This window comes from Myxococcales bacterium, from assembly GCA_016716835.1.
In the GTDB taxonomy this organism is placed as follows: Bacteria; Myxococcota_A; Polyangia; order Haliangiales; family Haliangiaceae; genus JADJUW01.
This window is the reverse complement of the sequence record JADJUW010000001.1, coordinates 764,940-783,994: the sequence shown is the minus strand read 5'-3', so window position 1 is coordinate 783,994 and position 19,055 is coordinate 764,940. Positions and strand designations below refer to the sequence as shown.

The window sequence follows — 19,055 nt, the reverse complement described above, 5'->3', positions numbered from 1 at the left end:
AACCCGCCTGCCTCGCGAGTGCGAGCGTGTCCGCCCCGCCCAGGCGCGAGCTGCGGCACCGCGGCGCTACCAGTGAATCTGTGCCACGACCCCAAGGTGATCGCTGCCACACAGCTGCGTCGCGCCGTCGCGGTGGCGCATGGCGAGTTCGCACGCGGCAATGCTGCCAACGCCATTTTTGTGGCGCGTCGAGACATATATATAGTCGAGACGCCGATCGACGTCACATGTTCGCGCCGCACGCCGCTCACCTACGTCCGTCGACCACGTCGCGCCGTCGGCGCCCTCGGCATGGTGCCGCAACCACGCATCTTGCCAATGCGCGCTTACGCCACCCAGCGCGGTCAGCCCGCGCAAAAAACGCATTTCGTCGGCGTCAGGCGTGGCATTGAAATCGCCGACTAGCAAGTGCAGCGCCGGGCCATCCGCATCGTCGCGCCACGTGGCGCAGTGATGATGCATCGCCACCACCTGCTGCTGGCGCAGGGCGCTGGCAGCAAGCGCATGGGCGAGGTGCGCGGTATGCAGCAGCGCGCGCCGCGACGGCTGCGCAATCGCCTCGACGGCGACGGACAACACGCCCAACGGCGCCTGTTCGTCCCCACCAGGCAAGGGCAACCACCACAGGCCCGTGACCTTTAACGTCCGGCGAATCAACCACGCCAGCCCGCGGCCTTCGACGATCGGCCCCATCTGCACCACCGCCATGTCGAGCGCAGCCGCTAGCTCATCGGCGTTGCTCGTGGTGCCGCCGCTGGTCCACGCCACCTCTTGCAGCGCGATCGCGTCGGGCGCCAAGCCGGCAAGCTGCGCGACGACGAGTGGCCGGCGGGTCGCCCAGGTGGTGAGGTCGTTTAAGACGTTGTAGGTGGCGATGCCGAGCATTTAAGCGCCGCGATAGTAACATCGCGAGCTGACGGTTTCACTAACCATGACCTCGGTGACGGGCACCTTGCCGCGCAGTTGGTCGAAAAACCATACGGCGAGCAATTCACTGGTGGGGTTGTTCAGCCCTGCAACCTCATTGAGCGTTTGGTGGTCGAGCCGCTCGATCAGGGGCTTTACCACGACGTCGAGGTCGGCAAAATCGAGCAGCCAGCCGGTGGCCGCGCCAATCTCGCCTTCGATCGCGACGCGCACGAGGTAGCTGTGGCCGTGCAGCTTGCCGCACTTGTGGCCTGGCGGCACCTTAGGCAAAAAGTGCGCCGCCTCGAACCGATAATCGCGCTCCAGCCGCGTTTGCATGCTGCCTTTTAGCGGGGGCGAGTTGGCCGCGCAAGGGCCACCTCCGGCCTTTGGCGATGACGCCATAATCATTGCCAAAACGTTGACCGGCGCCAACTGGGTAGTAGTTTGCGGGGTCGTGACCTCGCTGGCCCCCACCATCGCCGCCTGGCGCGCCCTCGACGGCCGCATCTGGCGCTTGGCGTTTGCGCGGGGCGTCGGCACCTTTGGCCTGTCGCTGGTGATGTCGTTCCTCGGCATCCACATGGTGACCGAGCGCGGCGTGGCCGCCACGCACTACGGCATCATCTTGCTGCTGGCCAACAGCTTTCAGGCCATGGTCAGCGCCTGGGCGGGCAAGCGCTCGGACCAAGTGGGGCGAAAGCGGCTCATCTTGCATTCGCTTTGGTGGCGCTCGCTGATCATCGCGCTGCTCGGCGCGGCGGTCTGGGTGCACGCGCCACTGTGGTTGATTTCGCTGTGCATTTTGATCAGCTCGGCGCTCCGCGGATCGTTTGAGCCGGTGGCTTACGCCATGGTCGCCGACGTCGCGAGCGGCGCCGAGCGCATCCATGCGTATGCCCTGCAACGCGTGGGCATCAACCTCGGTTGGATGTTTGGCCCCGCGGTCGGGGGGCTCTGCAGCCTGTGGTTGCCATATGGCGCCGTCTTCCTAATTGCCGCGGTGCTGCTGGGCCTTGCGGGCTATTTAGTGTGGCCGATAGCCGACGTGGCGCCCTCGCCGCGCACGCAAGCCGAACCCGCACCAGCGCTGCCGCGCGCCGGGCGCTATTTAGTCGCCGCGACGTTCTTGGCCGCCCTGGTGCACAGCCAGGTCTTCACCACGCTCTCGGTGTATCTGACCGAAGAGCTCGCCATGACCAAATTTGATATAGGGCTGCTCTATTCGATCAACGGCGGCATCGTTGCGCTGTTTTTGCTGGTCTCGGCATCGCTCGCGCACTGGGTCGGCATTGGCCGCATGCTGTCGACCGCCGCGCTGCTCTACGCCGCCGGGTTTGTCGTCATCGGCGCGGTGCACAGCTTCGCCGGCGTCGCGGTGGCGCTAGGCATCATCACGCTGGGCGAGGTCATGTTTGCCCCGGCGCATCAAACCGCGATTGCAAATCTTGCCGAGCCGCATCAACGCGGCGCGCGCTTTGGCCAGTTTCAGCAGATGCAAACCTTCGGCGTCGCTTGCGCGCCCTTGCTCGGAGGTGTCTTGCTCGACGCATTTGGCCACCAACGCCAGCTATGGTTGGTGGTGGCCGCCGCTGGCATCGTCTTGGTGGCCGTGCTCGTTGGCTATCGCCGCGCGGCGCGCTGAGGCTGTCGGAATAATGGCGGCATGTTAGCGTTGGGTTGCGTTATGAACCACCATGGTAAGACACTCCCCACCCTGATGTGCCTGGTCGCGACCGCTGCCGCGCTCGCGCCGGCATGTAACGACAAGGCGAACGCCCCAACGGCCGTCACGCACGCACCGGCTCCGCCAACGCCGCGCGCCCAACCCGCTACCTCGCCGGCTCCGGCACCAACCGCCATCGACGTGCGTGCCCTGGCCGAGCAAGAATCGCGCGCGCTCGCGACGGCCGCCGGCCACATCTGGAACAATATCGTCATCTACGACGTGGCGACGCAGCAAGTGGTCGCCAGCGTCGGGATGGTTGGCGGCACGCTTGGCGCCGCCGATGCGCGCTATCGCCCTGGCTCGGTGATGAAGGTGTTCACCGTCGCCGCCGCGCTCGCGCAGGGCAAGCTCGCCGCCAACGATCGTTTTGACGGCAAACGCGGCACGTTGCGCCTTGGCGGCGTGGTGCTCAAAGATGGCATGGCCCACCAGCCCATGTCGCCGAGCGAGGTCCTAGGTTTTTCCTCAAACGTTGGTGCGGCGCAAATCGCGCAGCGGCTTGACAAGGCGCAAGCCGCGGCCATGTGGTCGCGCCTGGGCTTCATGCGCGAGCTACCAAATATCTCGGCGATGTCCGTGGGCGAGTTCGCGAGGTTTGCCGCCGGCTCGGCGCCCGATGGCGTCGTCGACGCGGTCAGCGTGGCGAAGGCCTTTGCCGCCGTGCTGCATCAACGGGACGGCCTGCTTTCGAACGCGCAGGCGACCTTGTTGCGCCAGTGGCTTCGCGCGCCGACTGAACAAGATGGCGGCACCGGCAGGCTGGCTGCCGTCCCAGGGATGACGGTCATCGGCAAAACCGGCACGGCTCGCGGCACGACGCCAGGCGCCGCGATGGGGCACTTTGTCGGCGCCTTTCCGGCCGACAAAGCGAAATACATCATCGTCGTCGCGGTCGAAACCACCGCCGATGGCTATGCCGGCGGCGAAATCGCCGCGCCAGCGTTTGCACGGCTTGCCGCGCGCTTGCGTTAAGGCTCGTCGCTTTACGTGCGCAGCTCGTTGGTGCGCAGCTCGACGTAGAGCGCCTCGATCTGGCTGCGCGCCCAAGGCGTGCGGCGGAGGAACTTCACTGTCGACTGAATCGACGGATTGACGGCGAAGCAGTTGATCGGCACGCGGGCCGCCAGCCCCGCAAAGCCGAGGCGCAAAACCAAATATTGCACGATCTGCAGCAAGGTGACGCCGTGCAACTCACGCAGCAGATGGCCCGATTCATCGCGAACCTCATCGTCATCGCCGTGTACCATGTCACCGACATGCTAGCGCATCAGCGGCGCCAGGGGTGACGTGACGACGCGGCGTTTGCGAGCACATCGCGACGCCCACACGGGGCGTAAAGCTAACGTTGCGCGCCCTGGGCCCACTGGGCAAGCGCAGCGTCAGCGTCCATCCGATGTTTCAGTGACGCGCGGAACAGCTTGGCGTTAGCCGCGGGGGGCTTAGGGCGCCGATTTAGGTCATATGGCAAATCGTTCGGACCGTTTTTGGAGCTGCCAGGTCGAAATTTTTCATAGGGTGCGATGAGATTGAACGACCGCGTGCCTATCTCACCGAACGTGGCGCTCGAGAACACCATGACATCATCCAGGCCAGCTTGCGGCCCCTGCTTGTCGGCGGTGGTCATGCCTACGATCTTGATTTGGTTGCCGTAGCCCTTGGCGGCCATCCATCGCTGCAGCACCGGCTTCAGCAAGCGCAAGCTGTCCCCCGAGTCTGACTTCTGAAATAGGACGACGTCGCGATTGCCGCGTAAGGCGTCGGGCGGAATAAAAGCTTCAAATACCTCGTCGAAGGCTTGCAGCTGCGCGGCCGAAAGTGGTTTCACCTTGCCACCCTCGACATACCTCGATAGCCCATCGATTGGCAGGTAGCCCGCGACGTTGCTACCTAGCAACTCGAGGAAGGAGGCCATCGGCGCCGCCGAGCGGCCGACCCCAATGAGGTAGGCTTGCGTATGCGAGTATTTTTTGGCTATCGCCAACGAAACATCGCGCAGCTCGCCGTACTGCGGTTTAGAGAGGTATTGGTGTGAAAGCTTAGTTTCTGGGTCTACGAGTTCAAACGACGCGCCGTCCCGCCCGAGCTCTCCTTTGCCTACGAATTGCGCGAGCTTGACGTTTGGAGGGCCGCCAACCGGCGCTAGCGGTCGCACTTGCGGCGCCGGGGCAGCCGCGACGCGTGCCGGCACTGGTGCCGCAACGTTTGCCGCCACCGGCACCGCTGCGTCCAAAATTGCTTCCACCGCGACCAGGTTGGCGACGCCATCCGCCGCAGGGTTAAGCGCGTACGCTTGGATGGCATCGAGACGCAGCAAGACGCTGCGAATTTGGTCGGTGCTCAAGCCTGACGCCCGCAGCGAACGCGCCACCCGACGCGGATTGATGTTCTTGATCAACGTGGCGTTTTTCGGGGAAAGCGTGCGATTCACCGTAATCCCCGTGCGCGTGTTATAGGTACCGAACTTTGGGGGGGGCGCTCCCTTGCCGGCCGCGGGAAACGTATTGTGGCTGTGATCGATCGCCACCAAGCGATTATCCGCCTTGGTGACCAAAAAATTGCCCGGATGACGATCTCCGTTATTGATGAGATAATCAAATACCAACAGCAGTTGGTATTCCTCAGCTGAGGCCGTCCGGCCCCCATCAACACCGTCGACAAAGAGTTGTAACGTGTTGTTGCCTTCGAGCTTGGTCGTGGGCGGCACGAGATCAAATCCCGTGGCCATGCTAAGCGCATAGGCCGCAACCTCATGTCCGCCCGTCAGTTTTTTGGCGTGATCAAACGACGATTTGAGCACGCCCCTCATCCCACCCGCCAGGTCGACGAATTTAGGACTAGTGGCGCCGCGGCCAACATTTCTCGGATTGCTTTGCGGCGACTTCCTTATCTTAGGCGCGGACGACGCCCACGGCCCGGCTTGCACGCGTGGCGCCCCCTGAACCAGGGCCACCAGCAGGGCTGCGATTTGTAAGGGCGTTCGGAGTTTCATATTGATGCTTCCAGATGGGCTAAAATTTCAAGGTCACCAGCGCGGGGTCATTGACCATGCGCTTGCCGAGCTCGGCGGCGAACGTCTTGTATTCGACCGACGTTGGCTTGGCTTGCTTGGACTGCAGATCATACGGCGTGTCGGCGTCGGTATTCTTTGAGCTGCCTGGACGGAACTTGCCATACGGCGCAATGCCGTTGTATTTGCGCGTGCCAAGCTCTTGAAGCGTTTTCGTCGTCGACAAAAGCAGCGCGTCAAAGCCCGCCTGCTGGCCCGCGGCTTCTGTTATCCCGGCGATCAAAACCTTATTGGTGCGCCCCTTGCTCTTCAGCCAAGCTTCGACCACAGGCTTAAGCAAGAGCAGGCTCCCGCCCGAGCTAATCTTTTGGAACAGCACGACGTCGCGATTGCCTTCAAGCGCCTCGGCGGGGATAAACGCGTCGAAGGTCTCGTTGAATGCTTTAAGGTCATTGGCTGAAAGTGGTTTGCCCCGTTCCACGTAGGTCGAGAGCCCATCGATCGGTAGGTAGCCCGCGACGTTTTCGCCCAGGCGCGCGAGAAATGCTGCTGGCGCTGCTACCGACCGGCCGACGCCGAGAAAGTATGCCTTCTTGGGCGCGTAGGTCTTGGGTAGTAGTAGCGATAGGTCGCGAAGCTCCTCGTACTCGGCCCTAGACAAATAGTCGTACGCTTGATTGGTTTCTGGATCGACCCACGCCATTTTGCGGCCGGCGTCCGGTTGGCCGCGGCCCGCGAACTTGTGGAATTTAACCTTCGTCGCGGGGTTGGCGGCAACCGCGGGCTGCGGGGCGGCAACTACGGGCTTGGCTTGCGCCTCGGCGGCCGCGGGGTCCAGCAGATGAGGAAATACTTGCTCGAGGAACTTCAACCATTCCGCATCCGCGCCCAGGTTCTCTCGAATGGCGGCTTCAAGGATTACGCGGTCGGGATTTACCAGCTGCCTAAGTCGGGTTGGCGTGTTGGCGCCTGCAACGTTGCCGGTGGCGAACACGGCAACATTTTCTTTGCCAAATGCGTAGCCATTGACGCCATGGGTCACCACATGGTCGACCCGCGCGCCGCGGAATACGAATGGAGATGCTACTGTATTTGGCTCCCCTTTGGCGGCGGTGGCCACGAGCGAAAAGGTCTCGATTTCAATGCCGTTGATCCCTTCCTCATGCAGGAACCTGCGCACCGCGTAGCGAAAATTCTCGGTCGAGACGCCCGACGTCAGATCGATGAGGAGAAGCCGCTTGGCCCCTTTGACTTGCTTGACGGGAAGGAACTCCCTGAAGAGCTCTTGATAGGCCGGCCACGAAGCGTCGATGGTGCTTTGCCTAGAACCATTGTGGCCCAACCCACTCACCGGAAAGTCAACCGCGCCAAAGTCGTCGTCGTCGCCGCCGCCACCCGCGGCCTTGAGATACGCCATCACGCTGGAGGGTGAACGGCCGACACCAATGTAAACGGTTTCGCCGGGCGGAAATCGCTTCATGATATCCATGGCCGCGGACCTAACCTGTGCGTAGGCGCCGGCGCCTCCGAACTTGCCTGCGGCGAAAGCATTATTGGGTGGTGCGGCGGCTTTTACGGGGCGCCTTAGCACCGGTTTTGCGCGGGCACCGGCCTGCGCGAACGGCGCCGTCCAGGCGCTTAGCGCAAGACAAAAGGCAATCAAGAGCGCCATGGGCCCATGCGCGTGGCGCGGCGCGGCGGAGGCACGACTTTGTGGTCGCTTGAGTTGCTGGTTTGTGAGGCGGGTACGTTTCATGGTGGTCCTTGATGTTGCCGGCTAGGATTTAGTCGCGGGACGTGTCGCGTTTGGTCTTGAGCGTCGCGACATGACGAGCGATGGCGGAGGTAAGGCCGTGGTCCTGCACCAGCTTGGCGCGTTGCTGCATGCCAAGCGCTTGTTCAGCAGAAATGCCGTACGTGCCTTGGATCTCCGCAACGGTTGCCGACGTTAGCGCGTCGATCAAGTCTCTCGCCTGCCAGGGCAGGTCCTTGGCCGACGTCATCTGTGACGAATACCCGAGGCGCTCGCCGGGAAAAAAAGAAGAGCGGTAGGCGCTGCTTTTGGCGCCGAAGACCGAATCAGGATCGACAAGAGATACCTCGCCCTGTTCCGTGACCATGACGTTAGAAAGCTTGCGGTCATGATGATCAACGAGCAAGTCGATCACGGCGGCGGAGATGCGTGTATTCTCGCTGACGCGGCCCAGCCAACGGCTTGACGCCTTGTCCGCCGACATGGCGTCCGAGCTAACCGCGCTCATGAGCATGTACGGTTGCGCCACGTCCTGAGAGGCAGGAGTCGCCACGTCGGCGACGATGGCGCCTGGCACCTGAACGTGCCCGCCCAACTGTTCGGCCAAGAGTAAGATGGTGTCGTTGGCGGCGACGCCCCACGCCGCACCTCGGCGGGGTTGACGCAGCACTAAGCGATAGCGCTTGCCGTCGGCGCCCCCCTTGAACCGCGCCATCGTGGTGGAGGCAGCGGCGCCTCCCAGAGAAAGGAAGCTAACGTCTCGCCGCTTCGCTTGCTGCGCATAGACGTCCTTGCGTTTTTCAACCCTTTGCTTGGACTTCTGCAAGGCGTCCGCCCCGCGGCCCAAGATAACGGCGCGTTGCGGCGCTGAAAGGTTGCCCGCCGATGCCAGCGCGCCAAACAGCCCAAACACCAAAACCGCGGCGGCGAGCTGCTGACACCAGGCGTTGGCGGAGATGGAGCGGGTTAGTGATTTCATGGGGTTCTCATTGGGCATGCAGGGCAGATCTAATTAGTTTGTAATCTTCCCGAGTTCGGCGTCGAGGTCGGCATCGTCTTGCATGAGTTCGCGCAGCCCATCCTTGAATTCGCCGTAGATCGGATTGGTAAATTCTTCGCCCACGTTATTGGTGCCGATGCGATGCTTGCCGAAAAACTTATCGTCAATCTGGACTGGGCTGCGGCGACCTTGAATTTGCCCCACCCATTCGTCGCCGTCGAAGTGGCCTTGGCTATAGAGAAACACATTCGGGAACGCCCCCGTGTTCACGTACTCGACGCCAGCGATGAGCGGCCCATCGGAAAACCCGACGGCCTTGACTTTTACGGTCGAGCCTTTCCGCGCCAGATAGTTTTCGAGGACGCCCTTCAAGAAGAGCAACGATTTTCCCGAGCCTCGGCGCGAGCGGTCGATGAGCACGATCGCCTGGCCCTTGGCGCCAGTGACGACGTCGGCGGGGAGGTATTTTTCGAAATGCGCGTCATATGCCGGCTGCGCCTGCGCAAGATGTTGAGGGATGCCTTCCTTCTCGACCAAGCGGAGATCGCTGGCCGGAAAGGTCGTTGACAGCGTAGGATCCAAATTTTCCATAAACGCGGCGAGCGCCATCGGCGAGCGCCCCAGCGTTACGAAGTAGTGCTGGCTAGGCGAATACGTCTTTAGCAAGAACAAGGTGGCGGCCTTGACGTCGCGATAATGCTCTGGCGAGAGGTGCTCAATCTTCGGCAGCGCATCAATATGGCGGGCAGCATGGACCTTGACCAAGAGATTGCGCACGGTAACCCGGGCGGCAGCCGCCTTGCCTTTGACGGCCGCCGATGAAGGCCTGCGTAGCGGCGCCGCAGCTGTGTGGCTGGCAAAACTGGCCAACAAGGCCGTAACCGTGAGGAGCAAGAGTTTATGTCGATGGGTCTTCATAGCTCACCAAACCATTTTCTTCTGAGCGCTTTTTTCGACGTAGGAACCCGCATGCTGGGCTCGCAGCGCGCCTATCGCTCCGACTAATCCGCGATCTTTTACTAACGTAGCCATCTCGACCAGCACCGCGGACTCCTTGGCGTTCAGCCCGTAGCGTGACGCGACGTCGGCGATTGGCATGCTCGCCAGCTTGGTTACCAGCGCTTGCGCGGGGGCCGGGAGGTCAGCGAAGGATTGGACCTTGTTGGGATCGAAGGCTAAATTTCCTTTGGGATCATTTGGAAAAAAAATCGAGCCCATGTGCTTGGTGGTGTGAGGCGTGCCAAACGTGACATCGTGATCGATGAGCACCAGCGCACCGTCGGCGGGACGAATCAGGGTGCTCCCCGCGTTGCCGTCTAGCTGCCTGGTTAAGACATGCATCAAGGCGCCGGTGACCCGCATTTCCTGCGATACGGCGGCCAGTGCGCTGCTCGTGCCGAGCGCGTCAAAGGGCTGGAAGCCCTCGGGGGCGCTATTTACGACCATGAGCGGCTTCCCGGCGTCGATGACCTTTACCTTATCGCTGCGAGCGACTTCATAAGAGGTGGGCGCCGTGCCTGCCGCCACCTTCGGCACCATATCTGGGTGCCCAAGCTCGTGCGCAAGAATCAGGGCCGCCGTATGCAAGCGAATGCCATGCGCGACGCCGCGAAACGGAATTCGCAAATATACCGGCAGCTCGCCCAAGCTCGCTTTTATCGTCCTGGAGGATTTGCCTAGTTGCTTGCCGCGCGCCGGCACATGGAGGCCGCGGGCTAGCTCGCCTTGGAATTTTTCGACCTTTTCAACGGCCTTGGTCCTCGGGCCCGCAAGAGCGCCACCGGCCGAACCTGCAACCAGGCCCATAAACATGATGCTGCAAGCAAGCGCGCGCAACCGCGGCATACGGCCTGGCACCGTCGAGCTTGGTGGGGACTGACGAAAAAGCATACGAGGGGTTGTGCAAGGCACATGCCAGCAACTAGGCGCCGTGAAATCAACGTCGCGACATCGCGGCAGGCCATAAATTGGGGGCTGGCTTGGGACCTAAGTCACCACTAGTGGGGCTTGGCGAGTACGTCACGCCGGCTTCGCCTACACCTCAAGCACCTGTTATTATGAGGCTTCGGCTTGGCTTGAGCGTTGCATAGCAAGTTAGGCATCATGAAACGCTTACGTCGACCTGCCCTCCCGGCTTTGCTGAAATCGATCGGTTTTACTTTACTGCTCGCCAGCGTCGCGGTGCCGCAGACTTCGGGTGCCGGTTCGAAACACCGGCGCAACAAGCATGGAAACAAGAGTCAGCCGCACGGCACAACCTCATTCTTCAAAGACTCTAAAGACGCCCCGGCCACCGCTAGTCGGCATGATGGCGGCAAAGGCCACTTGCAAGAGCCGGCGCCCCAGAAACGAAAATGGAGTTGGTTTGGCGAGGATGTTGAGATGCCGTCAGAACCGAAAAAAATCATTCGCGGGCAATACCATTCGATCGACGGGCAGCCGGAGGCTTGAGCTAACGCTGCCTGGCGCACCGGATAATCAGCTCATCATTTCTGTATTTGGTAGCGCCTCAAAAATTCCCGGAAAGGTTGGGGTCGCACGCGACATCGGGGCCCAAATTGCTAAGCGGAAATATATTATGGGGCACGGCGGCGGCCATGGCTTGCCTCGCGAGGCCGAGAAAGAAGCCCTCTTGAACAACGGCGTGACGATCGCATTTACCGCGGCGTCGAGCGTGGAATCCCACGAAGCCGCGCATGGTGGCGATGGCGGCGTCGATTCGACGCACTTGGTCCTGGTCGGCAGCGGTTCGGGCATGGGCTCGATCGTGCGCGAAGGCCCCATGGCGGCCGCGAGCGCCGCGGGCATCTACGTCAATGGCGGCTCGGGCACCTTCGGCGAGCTCATCGCCTTGGTGCATAACGACGCGGGGGTCATTGGTTTAACCAAGGGTACCGGCGGCGTCGCCGACGCGGCGTATGAAAAAATCTTGCCCTTCATCGGGGTCGACTGGAGCAGCTTTAAGCTCTACATCGATGATAGTCCCGAGCGACTTACGGGTGGCATGACCCGGGGCATCGAGACGCTGGTCGCGATGGGCAAGCTATCGCCCAACCGCCCGCGCGTCGTGCAAAGCCCAGGCAAGGGCCGCGACGACATTCTAACGTTCCAAGAAAAGCGGGGCATGGTCGCGACGTTTCTCGCCGACGACCCACGGGCCACCGAGGAAGACAAGGCTGCCACCGTCGAACTAGCGCGCTTGTGGGTTGATTCGTCGCCCCGCGTTGCCCGTATCAACAAAATCTGGTCTGACAAATCAACCGTCGTCTTGCCCGAGCGCAGCGCCCTTATCAGCGCCCTGGTTCGAGCTAGCTCCACCGGCACCGACCCTCAGAAGGTCGTCGTCATCTCACCCAAAGCAGGAAGCGACGACGCTGGGGCCGACGGCGCGCAGGAAATTTTCCTCGGCTACGGCGACGCCAAGCAAGCCAAGTTTTCCGCGACCCGCGAGGTGGTCCAAGACGCGAACGTCGTGTTTATCACCAGCGCGCATATGCACAACCTGGCCGGCCTCGCACATCTTATGCGGCGCAAAGATAGGCCCGTCATCGCCGTCCTACGCAACAAGTCTACGTTTGGCCACAAGATCGTCGAGATGATGCAAGCCATTGAGGGCACCACCTCGCTCGAGACGCTCAACGTGGTCGTCGCCGACACGCCGGCGGATCTAATCCAGGCCGTAGAGGATCGCTTCAAATCCCTCAACGCTCCCAAGCCGTGGGAGCGCTTCAAGTCAGATGAGAGCGACAGCCGAGAAGAATTGTACAAGGCCCGCGACAAGCTGGGGCTCGACTAGTCCGCGCGGCTTAGCTAAACCAACCTCCACACCTGAAAGCATTGCCATGAAACTCCGCCCCCAACTCCTTGCTTACTTGCTATCCGCAGCGACCGCGTTAGGCGGCTTGACGGCGGGTCGCGATGCGGTTGCCGATGCGCGTGGGCCCTTGTCCATGCGCAGCACGCCGTTGCGGAAGGCCGCGACGGCCGAAAAGCGGGCCGCTGGCGACCGGCGGCACGACCGACCGCTCATCACCAAATTCGCCAACAGCGAAGGCACGGTCAAGATCCAGCGCTCCATGCTCGGCCGCCGCGCGGCCGTGATGCTGCGCGGCTCCGATGAGCCGGCGACCTCGCTGTGGCATGCCTTCATGGCGATCGAGGCCTCGCACATGGCCGGCGCCTTAGGGGTCGACGTGACCGTCGATGCCGCGTTTTACCCGCGCTACGGCAAGCAATTCGTTGACACTACGCTGCGCTGGCTTCGCGCCCGCAACGTCTCGACCTCGTCGGGACGGCGGGTCGAACGCAACGTCGGCGTGCCCGAAGAACGCGTGAAGTTCCGCCGCAAGGCCTCAAAGAGCAAGACCCTGATGTGGGGCGGTCAAATCCACCCCGAACTCTTGGGCTCGCTGGCCACCAAGCTCGACATCGTCGGCGACGTCATCGACGGCGCCAGCATGAATGCCGAGGGCCTTACGCTGCCGGAAAACCCGCGTGGCAAGGACATCTATTACGTCATGGGTAAATCCGTGACCGCGAGCGAAACCTTCCACGCCGAGATGCTCGACATGCTACGCGTCGTCAAGGCCGCCAAGCAAAGCGGGGCACGGTCCGTCACGATCATCACGCCGTATCTGCCCTATTCGCGGTCGGATCGCATGGACAGCGCGGGCATTGCCGTGGGCGCCGCCCTGTTGCCAAAACTCATGAGCAAGGCCGGCGTCGACCGCGCCATGTTCTTCTCGATCCACCAGGCGCAGGAACTCGGCATTTTTCAGGCCGCCGAGGTCATGCCGATTCACCTCTCGGGCGAGGCCATCTTGGCCGCCACGCTCGGCGCGCGCATCAAGGCGGCTAACCTGCCAGTTGACAAGGTCGTCGTGGTTGCGCCTGACGCGGGTGCCGAAAAGCGCGCCAAGGTATTTGCCAGGTTTCTCGCCGCCGAGCTCGGCGTCCCGGCCGATGGCTTGGTCAAACGGGTGAAGGTCGCCAGCAAGGAGCGTCGCGGCCTCGATACCACGACGCGCTTTTCAGACTCCGTCAAGGGTGAGATCGCGGTGGTGGTCGATGATGAAACCGCGAGCGGCGGCACGCTAATGGACCTTGCCAAGGCGGCGCGTGGCAGCGGCGCGACCCATGTTTTTGCCGCCGTGAGCCATCTAACCGGCAACGCCCGCGACAAGATCCGCCCAGGCGGCGACATCGACAAACTATTTGTCCTCGACACCTTGCCACAAAAAGAAACGCGCGAGTCGGGCAATCAAGCAATCGAGGTCGTCGGCATCGCCGAGACCCTTGGGACGGTGATCGGCAAGCTGCAACAAAACAACAGCATCGAAGCGCACCTTTTTCTCGAACAATAACCCCGCCCAGGAGCCCGTCATGAAACCACGCAACATAATCTTCGTCATCGGCCTGGCGCAGGGAGCGCTCCTGCTTTCGACGTCCGCCGAAGCCTCCCGGCGCCCGGGCGAGCACAAGGTTTCCCCCAGGCCTTGGTTCAGTAGGCTCCCCAAAGCCGCGCGGACGTCAGGTCCCAAGCACAAAGACGCCACGGAGACGCGCATGAGTCGCGCCGCCAAACCCGCCAAGCGCCTCTCCGCGACCAATAGCAAGCTGCCGCTTTTGACGCGTGATGCTTCTTACGAGGGTGCGCACCTCACGACCATCTTCGAAACGGGCGTCCCAAGCCAGCGCACCGTGCTCTTGTCGTTCCATGGCGCGGGCCAAGCGCCGGACAATGAGCTCATCCGCCGCATGACCAATTCGTTGCAGTTCGTGGGCGCGTCACTCGAGATCCATGCCGTACCCTATGGTTACGGCGCAGAAGGAGATTTCAATACCGACTATCCCGAGGCGGCGGCGGCGCTCGTTGGCAAGGGCAAGGTCTTCATTGGCGGCCATAGCGCTGGCGGCCGAAAGGCCTACGAGCTCGCGGATAAGTACCCCGAGAAATTCGCCGGGCTTATCACCTTAAACGGTGCGGGCGTTGGGACAACCACCGCGCCGGCAATTCCCTCGCTCATCGCGATTGGTGAGAACGACGGCGGCGCTCGCTTCCTTACGCGCCGCGCCACCAGGAAACTTGGCAGTCAAAAAATTGTTGCCGTAAAGACCCCACACGCCAACCTCACGCATCTCGTCGCTTCGCAAGGCGATCACTCGATGCGCTTTCGGGTAGAGGGCGATGGCGACAAGGATGCCGCTTCGCGCTCGCCGGATACCGAAGCCATGAATACAGCCCTCGCGAAAGCGATCGCAGGCTTCATGGTTGCTAACGCTCCGTCGCTGGCGCCATAGGCCAAAGCGGGAGGCGCTCCGACGCACATGGGCAGCCCGACCCCAGTCGGGGCTCATGTACCCCGCTTGCGAGCGCGACCTGCGAGGCAACCGGGCCGGCGCAGCGCTCCCCTGCCCTGGCATATCGCTTGCACTAACAGGTGTAGATGTCTCGCGTCTTAGTGCCTCGTACCCACCGGATGGCCTGCCTTGCCGCAGCCGTCGTCATAGCGTGGGTGGCCATGTTTTCGCCGGGCGCCCACCGCGACGGGGCGCACGCCTTCGCCGCACCGAGCGCCAAAAAGCCAGCCGCGATCCGCCAGCGAGTTGCCACCGCGGCCGCCGCAGTGCACGCCGCGCATCCTGCGTCTGCCTTAAAAGGTCCCAAGCGCCTCAAGGCTGCAACCTCGCCCGCCAAGCGCGCCCCGCGCCTCTACCGCCCAGACGCCGAGCCCTTGCCAGACGGCCCCTATGTCGTCAATGGCCAAGGCTACTTGGCAAAGGACGTCTACACCCAATTGCGCGGCGATGCCGAAGCCGTCATGACCCAGCTGCCGCCTAAGACGCACTATTATATCGGCGTCGGCCGCTCGCCGACCGCGCTGGTTACCTTCCTCAGCCTGGTGGCACCCGATAACGCGGTATCGTTTCCATCTAGTGGGCTTCGACACGGCGTCTCGCCGCAGCACATCGCCGAATTCGAACGCCACCTCGAAGCGCTCATTCCGCCCGAAGCGTTCACCAGCGGAAAAACAATCGTCCTGATGGACACGGTCTCCGGCGGCGGCTCGCTGCGCGCCATGCGCGACCGCCTTGCCGCCTATAGCCTTAAAAAATATGGCAAGCCGGTGAACATTGCCTTGCTTGGGCTGGGCGGCACCGCGGATGGCATCACGCACCGCATTAGGAGCACCGCATTCCTGAAGGCCGGCAAAGACGACATCGCCCCGTACATCGGCGAGCATCTGATTGGCCGCAACACCCTGGAGGAATTGCCCGCCAAGCGCAACCCCAAGCACGCCGACTTTCGCATCGCGCTGGCGCAACGCATGATCCGCGACCCTGAACTCAACGACATTATTGCCGCCACGTGGCGGCTAGCAAAGCCGAAGGTGTTTAGGCGCATGACCCAAGTCGGCGCACCCGTCTCATTTGCGATATACAGCCAACCAATTGGCCCCGCCGACACCGCGGTCGCGCAGGAGGCCATCGTCGCGTTGCTTGGGCCTATTGCGTGGGACGCCGCGCCGGGCGCCACGATTCGGCTTGCGATGACGCCCACAAGAGAGGGCGTTGTCGTGACGAGCAATGTCGATGCGAAATGGCTCGCCCGCTTGCAGGATCCCCGGCTCCTAAAGTCGTTTGGCGCTTTTATGGCGGGACCTGTTTATGGCCGCGCCCAAGCCATCGAGATCGAAGCCACACTTGACAAAGACGGCCGGGTATCGGGGCGCGACGCTGTCGCCATTATCCGAAAAGGCATCGCGGTATCGCCTAAAGAGTTTCGCAGCAGACCAACTAAGTTTTCGTATCCGCCCAAAACCTCGGCAAGGCCATCATACGAGCAGGCGAAGGGCGTCATACAAGGGGACTTAGCATCGGCGCTTAGCAACGTAGTTATCGCTGGCGGAGGGCCCATAACGGCGCACATACATGTGCGGACGTTGCGGATTGGCGGCGCGGCGGCGGCCGAGGGGTTCACCACGTTACCCGCAAGCCTGCAACCGACCATCGAATCCGAGCACATACTTGGTCTCATCGCGGCGATGGCTAATGGGGACGATAGTGCCGTGCCACGCGACGTCGACATCGCGATCAAGTTCGGTGCCGACGGTAAGCTCGCAGGCCGCGACGCCATTGAAATCACCTTCCCACTTCGCGAGCTCAAGCGCCAAAAGCGCATGGTTCCGCATGGCACAACTGGCTACCGAGGCGTCGCCATGCTTTCCAAGGCGGACGCAACGACTGACGTGCGCCGGCGACTGGCACGCGATTTGGGCAACACGCGTGTGGCGGGAGGCGCCGGCCCCGTGGTCATCGAAATTGAGCGGAGCATGATTAGCAGCGGCCGCTATGAATACACGATTGCCAGCGACCTGCCGCCTGGGGCGTTGACCTGGGTGCAAGGCAACAGCGTATACGAAGGCATAGAAGGGCTCTACGTGGCTAGAGACTGGGACGGCAGCGGGATCCAGACCGTGCCTGGGACGCTGCGAATTGAAATTGACGTCGACCAAGCCGGCCGGCCCCTGGTGGACGACTCCATGCGCATCATGAAGGTCGCGCGCCGCGTGCCGTTAAAACCTGCTTCTCGCCATGCGTCGGGCGGGGTCGCACGTGCGGGAGGCCCGGCCGAAGGCATGGCCGACAAGGTAGCGCACGACATTGCCTCATCGTGGAAACACCTAGTGTTCGAAGGCGGCGGGAATCGCGCGTTTACCGTAACGTACGCGGCCGTCGTCGATCCCCAATACGGACTTGATTTTAAAATCCACACCGATCTTCCATCAGAACTACTTCAGGACCTGATGCATAGCGCAGACCCTTCTAAGTCCCCGACGGGGATGATGCTCGCTCGACTCGCACTAACTGACGAAGGGAAACCTGGGCCGCCCGTTACCATGACGATCAAGCTCGACAGCAACGGCCGCGTCGCCGATGCATCGGCCGTGCGAATCGAGCGAGGAAACTAAGATGCCTGGGAGGTGCGGGTGCTAACGCCTCGCAGCAACCGACGGGCTTGGCTTGCCGTCGCGGTATGCGTGGCGTGGGCCGGTATAGCTTCACTGGCTGTCGCCGCACCGAGCGCAAAGAAAACCGCGATTCGCCAGCGGGTTGCCGCCGCGGCCCGCTTGGCTGGTCGAGACGGGGCCTGGCCTAGCCTGATGTTGGCCATGTCGCGCACCAATGATTGGACCAGGCCGAGCGACGTCCAGATTAAGATCGAGTTTGGTCCCGATGGTAAGCTCGCAGGTCCCGACGCCATTGAAATTACCTTTCCGCCTCGCTGATGAACTCAGCGAGACATCCTAGGGTGATTGCGCGTCGAAGTGGGGCATTTCAGCCCCTGAGCCACCGGCCAGTGGGCTTGCCAGGCAACGCAAGACGCCCGCAAAACCTTAACTCCTTTGCGTAACCAGCCTTCTCCACCTTAAGTTTTCAGACGTCGAATCGCTCTAAGTTACTGGCACGAGGGTTGCTTATGACTACAGCATGTCAAAAATAACTAAGGTTAGTCTATTATCCACCCCACCCAAGCTCCACAGCGGCGTACGGGCCGCGACGCTGCTGCTACTTGCAACGGCTGCATGCATCAGCCCCGATTCAGGCGACGCCTCCCAGGCGGAAGACGAAGACAAGGCGCGCGGGGAATACATCTTGCTGACCTACCAGCCCGGCGGCTATGTGATTGCGCCGGGCATCGCCGACTGGAGGCATACGGCTGGTGACTACCTGCCCTATGAATGGGGCATGTCCGCCTTCGAAGAGCGTGGGCCGAGTCAGCACTGCCGCGAGTGGCGCGTTGATCCCGCAACTGGCCGTTGCATGATCGAATGGCAACCACCAACCGACATCGCCCAGCAAGTGGCGGCGCAGTTCGCCGAACTGCAAGCGCTCGGCGAGCCCGACGCTTCGGTATCAATCATGGTGCGCGCCAAAATCGTCATGGGATACGACGAGGGGCGGGACGAATACCGCTATTTCGAAGGCGTAGGCAAGGTTTCGCAATACTTCCTCATGCCGATCGCGCGCCCACTAGCCGGCACCGCCGTCCGCATTCGCAACGAGGGCGATGGCGAGCTCCTGCTTGCCGATGCCTGGAACGGCGGCGAGTGGCGCGGCATGTACCAAATGCCGATCGCATTTGACGCGTCTTATACAGCCGCCGAACAGGCGGCCTTCCGCACCGCTATTGACGACAGCTATTTTGTCTTCGCATGGGGCTCCCACGACCTCTTTGATGAAAGCCTCCCCCTAGAAATGCCCGCGACCTACACCGTCTCCAATCTGTTTGTGCGCGTGCGCTAGCGGCGGCCTGATTTCGATGCAGCGGACCGGCCATGCTCAGCCATGGCAGCGCCATCCGCCAGCGCTGGGGTGCGCGGTGACCAGCGACGCTTGCCGACCCCCTGGCGAAACCGAACAATTACAAACACATCTGACTTATCATTAAAAACCGTCTGGGCTCGTTTTCCTGGCACGAAGCCTGCACTGCAGGTGGGCATGAAAAGAAAACTCATCAAAGCCCTGTTGCTCACCGCCTTTGCCCTTGGTTTCTCGGCTTGCGAAGGCCCTTGCGACTACGACCAATGCCTATTCTGTGGGCTCTAGTGTTGTTGCGCGCAGGTCGCATCGACGCCCCTCGGTCTGCCGATGAACT

General features: G+C 62.1%; 16 protein-coding genes. 8 read left to right on the top strand and 8 right to left on the bottom strand.

Annotation, left to right across the window (positions count from 1 at the left end; genetic code table 11):
- Positions 1-66 precede the first annotated feature (66 nt).
- Together IPL79_03440 and queD are read right to left on the bottom strand one after the other, a co-directional pair.
- Positions 67-885 carry an endonuclease/exonuclease/phosphatase family protein gene (locus IPL79_03440; protein ID MBK9070049.1) on the bottom strand — a complete coding sequence of 273 codons (819 nt, stop codon included), beginning with the start codon at positions 883-885 and terminating at the stop codon, positions 67-69.
- Positions 886-1,245 carry a 6-carboxytetrahydropterin synthase QueD gene (gene queD / locus IPL79_03435; protein ID MBK9070048.1) on the bottom strand — a complete coding sequence of 120 codons (360 nt, stop codon included), beginning with the start codon at positions 1,243-1,245 and terminating at the stop codon, positions 886-888. It abuts the gene before it with no gap.
- Here queD and IPL79_03430 point away from each other — a divergent pair.
- Together IPL79_03430 and IPL79_03425 are read left to right on the top strand one after the other, a co-directional pair.
- Entirely contained in the window at positions 1,244-2,551 is a 1,308-nt protein-coding gene (locus tag IPL79_03430; GenBank protein ID MBK9070047.1) for an MFS transporter, read from the top strand. The genes queD and IPL79_03430 overlap by 2 nt on opposite strands.
- Before the next feature lie 42 nt (positions 2,552-2,593).
- Positions 2,594-3,607 (top strand): serine hydrolase, encoded by a 1,014-nt coding sequence (locus tag IPL79_03425; protein ID MBK9070046.1) that lies wholly within the window; start codon positions 2,594-2,596, stop codon positions 3,605-3,607.
- 11 nt (positions 3,608-3,618) lie between these two features.
- On the opposite strand, the gene IPL79_03420 is transcribed toward IPL79_03425, so the two are convergent.
- From IPL79_03420 to IPL79_03395, 6 genes are all read right to left on the bottom strand, one after another.
- A complete protein-coding gene (locus IPL79_03420; protein MBK9070045.1) occupies positions 3,619-3,882 on the bottom strand; it encodes a DUF2132 domain-containing protein in 264 nt (87 codons plus the stop codon).
- A gap of 92 nt (positions 3,883-3,974) precedes the next feature.
- Positions 3,975-5,432, bottom strand: coding sequence for a hypothetical protein (locus tag IPL79_03415; protein MBK9070044.1), 1,458 nt, complete (start codon positions 5,430-5,432; stop codon positions 3,975-3,977).
- A gap of 211 nt (positions 5,433-5,643) precedes the next feature.
- Positions 5,644-7,122 carry a hypothetical protein gene (locus IPL79_03410; protein ID MBK9070043.1) on the bottom strand — a complete coding sequence of 493 codons (1,479 nt, stop codon included), beginning with the start codon at positions 7,120-7,122 and terminating at the stop codon, positions 5,644-5,646.
- Positions 7,123-7,426: 304 nt separating this feature from the next.
- The gene (locus tag IPL79_03405) at positions 7,427-8,374 is read right to left on the bottom strand and encodes a hypothetical protein (GenBank protein ID MBK9070042.1); all 948 of its coding nucleotides are present in this window, start codon (positions 8,372-8,374) and stop codon (positions 7,427-7,429) included.
- 33 nt (positions 8,375-8,407) lie between these two features.
- A complete protein-coding gene (locus IPL79_03400) occupies positions 8,408-9,313 on the bottom strand; it encodes a hypothetical protein (GenBank protein MBK9070041.1) in 906 nt (301 codons plus the stop codon).
- Between the two features lie 3 nt (positions 9,314-9,316).
- Positions 9,317-10,285 (bottom strand): hypothetical protein, encoded by a 969-nt coding sequence (locus IPL79_03395; protein ID MBK9070040.1) that lies wholly within the window; start codon positions 10,283-10,285, stop codon positions 9,317-9,319.
- Between the two features lie 213 nt (positions 10,286-10,498).
- Between IPL79_03395 and IPL79_03390 the strand changes: the two genes are divergently transcribed.
- From IPL79_03390 to IPL79_03365, 6 genes are all read left to right on the top strand, one after another.
- Positions 10,499-10,846, top strand: coding sequence for a hypothetical protein (locus IPL79_03390; GenBank protein MBK9070039.1), 348 nt, complete (start codon positions 10,499-10,501; stop codon positions 10,844-10,846).
- Positions 10,770-12,191 (top strand): hypothetical protein, encoded by a 1,422-nt coding sequence (locus IPL79_03385; GenBank protein MBK9070038.1) that lies wholly within the window; start codon positions 10,770-10,772, stop codon positions 12,189-12,191. The genes IPL79_03390 and IPL79_03385 overlap by 77 nt, the downstream gene beginning before the upstream one ends.
- Before the next feature lie 46 nt (positions 12,192-12,237).
- The gene (locus tag IPL79_03380; GenBank protein MBK9070037.1) at positions 12,238-13,758 is read left to right on the top strand and encodes a ribose-phosphate pyrophosphokinase; all 1,521 of its coding nucleotides are present in this window, start codon (positions 12,238-12,240) and stop codon (positions 13,756-13,758) included.
- 19 nt (positions 13,759-13,777) lie between these two features.
- Positions 13,778-14,695: an alpha/beta hydrolase gene (locus tag IPL79_03375; GenBank protein ID MBK9070036.1), complete on the top strand. Its 918-nt coding sequence runs from the start codon at positions 13,778-13,780 to the stop codon at positions 14,693-14,695.
- Between the two features lie 146 nt (positions 14,696-14,841).
- Complete coding sequence (locus tag IPL79_03370; protein ID MBK9070035.1) at positions 14,842-17,367, top strand: hypothetical protein; 2,526 nt, start codon at positions 14,842-14,844, stop codon at positions 17,365-17,367.
- Between the two features lie 520 nt (positions 17,368-17,887).
- Positions 17,888-18,703, top strand: a complete 816-nt coding sequence (locus IPL79_03365) for a hypothetical protein (GenBank protein ID MBK9070034.1) — start codon at positions 17,888-17,890, stop codon at positions 18,701-18,703.
- Positions 18,704-19,055 lie beyond the last annotated feature (352 nt).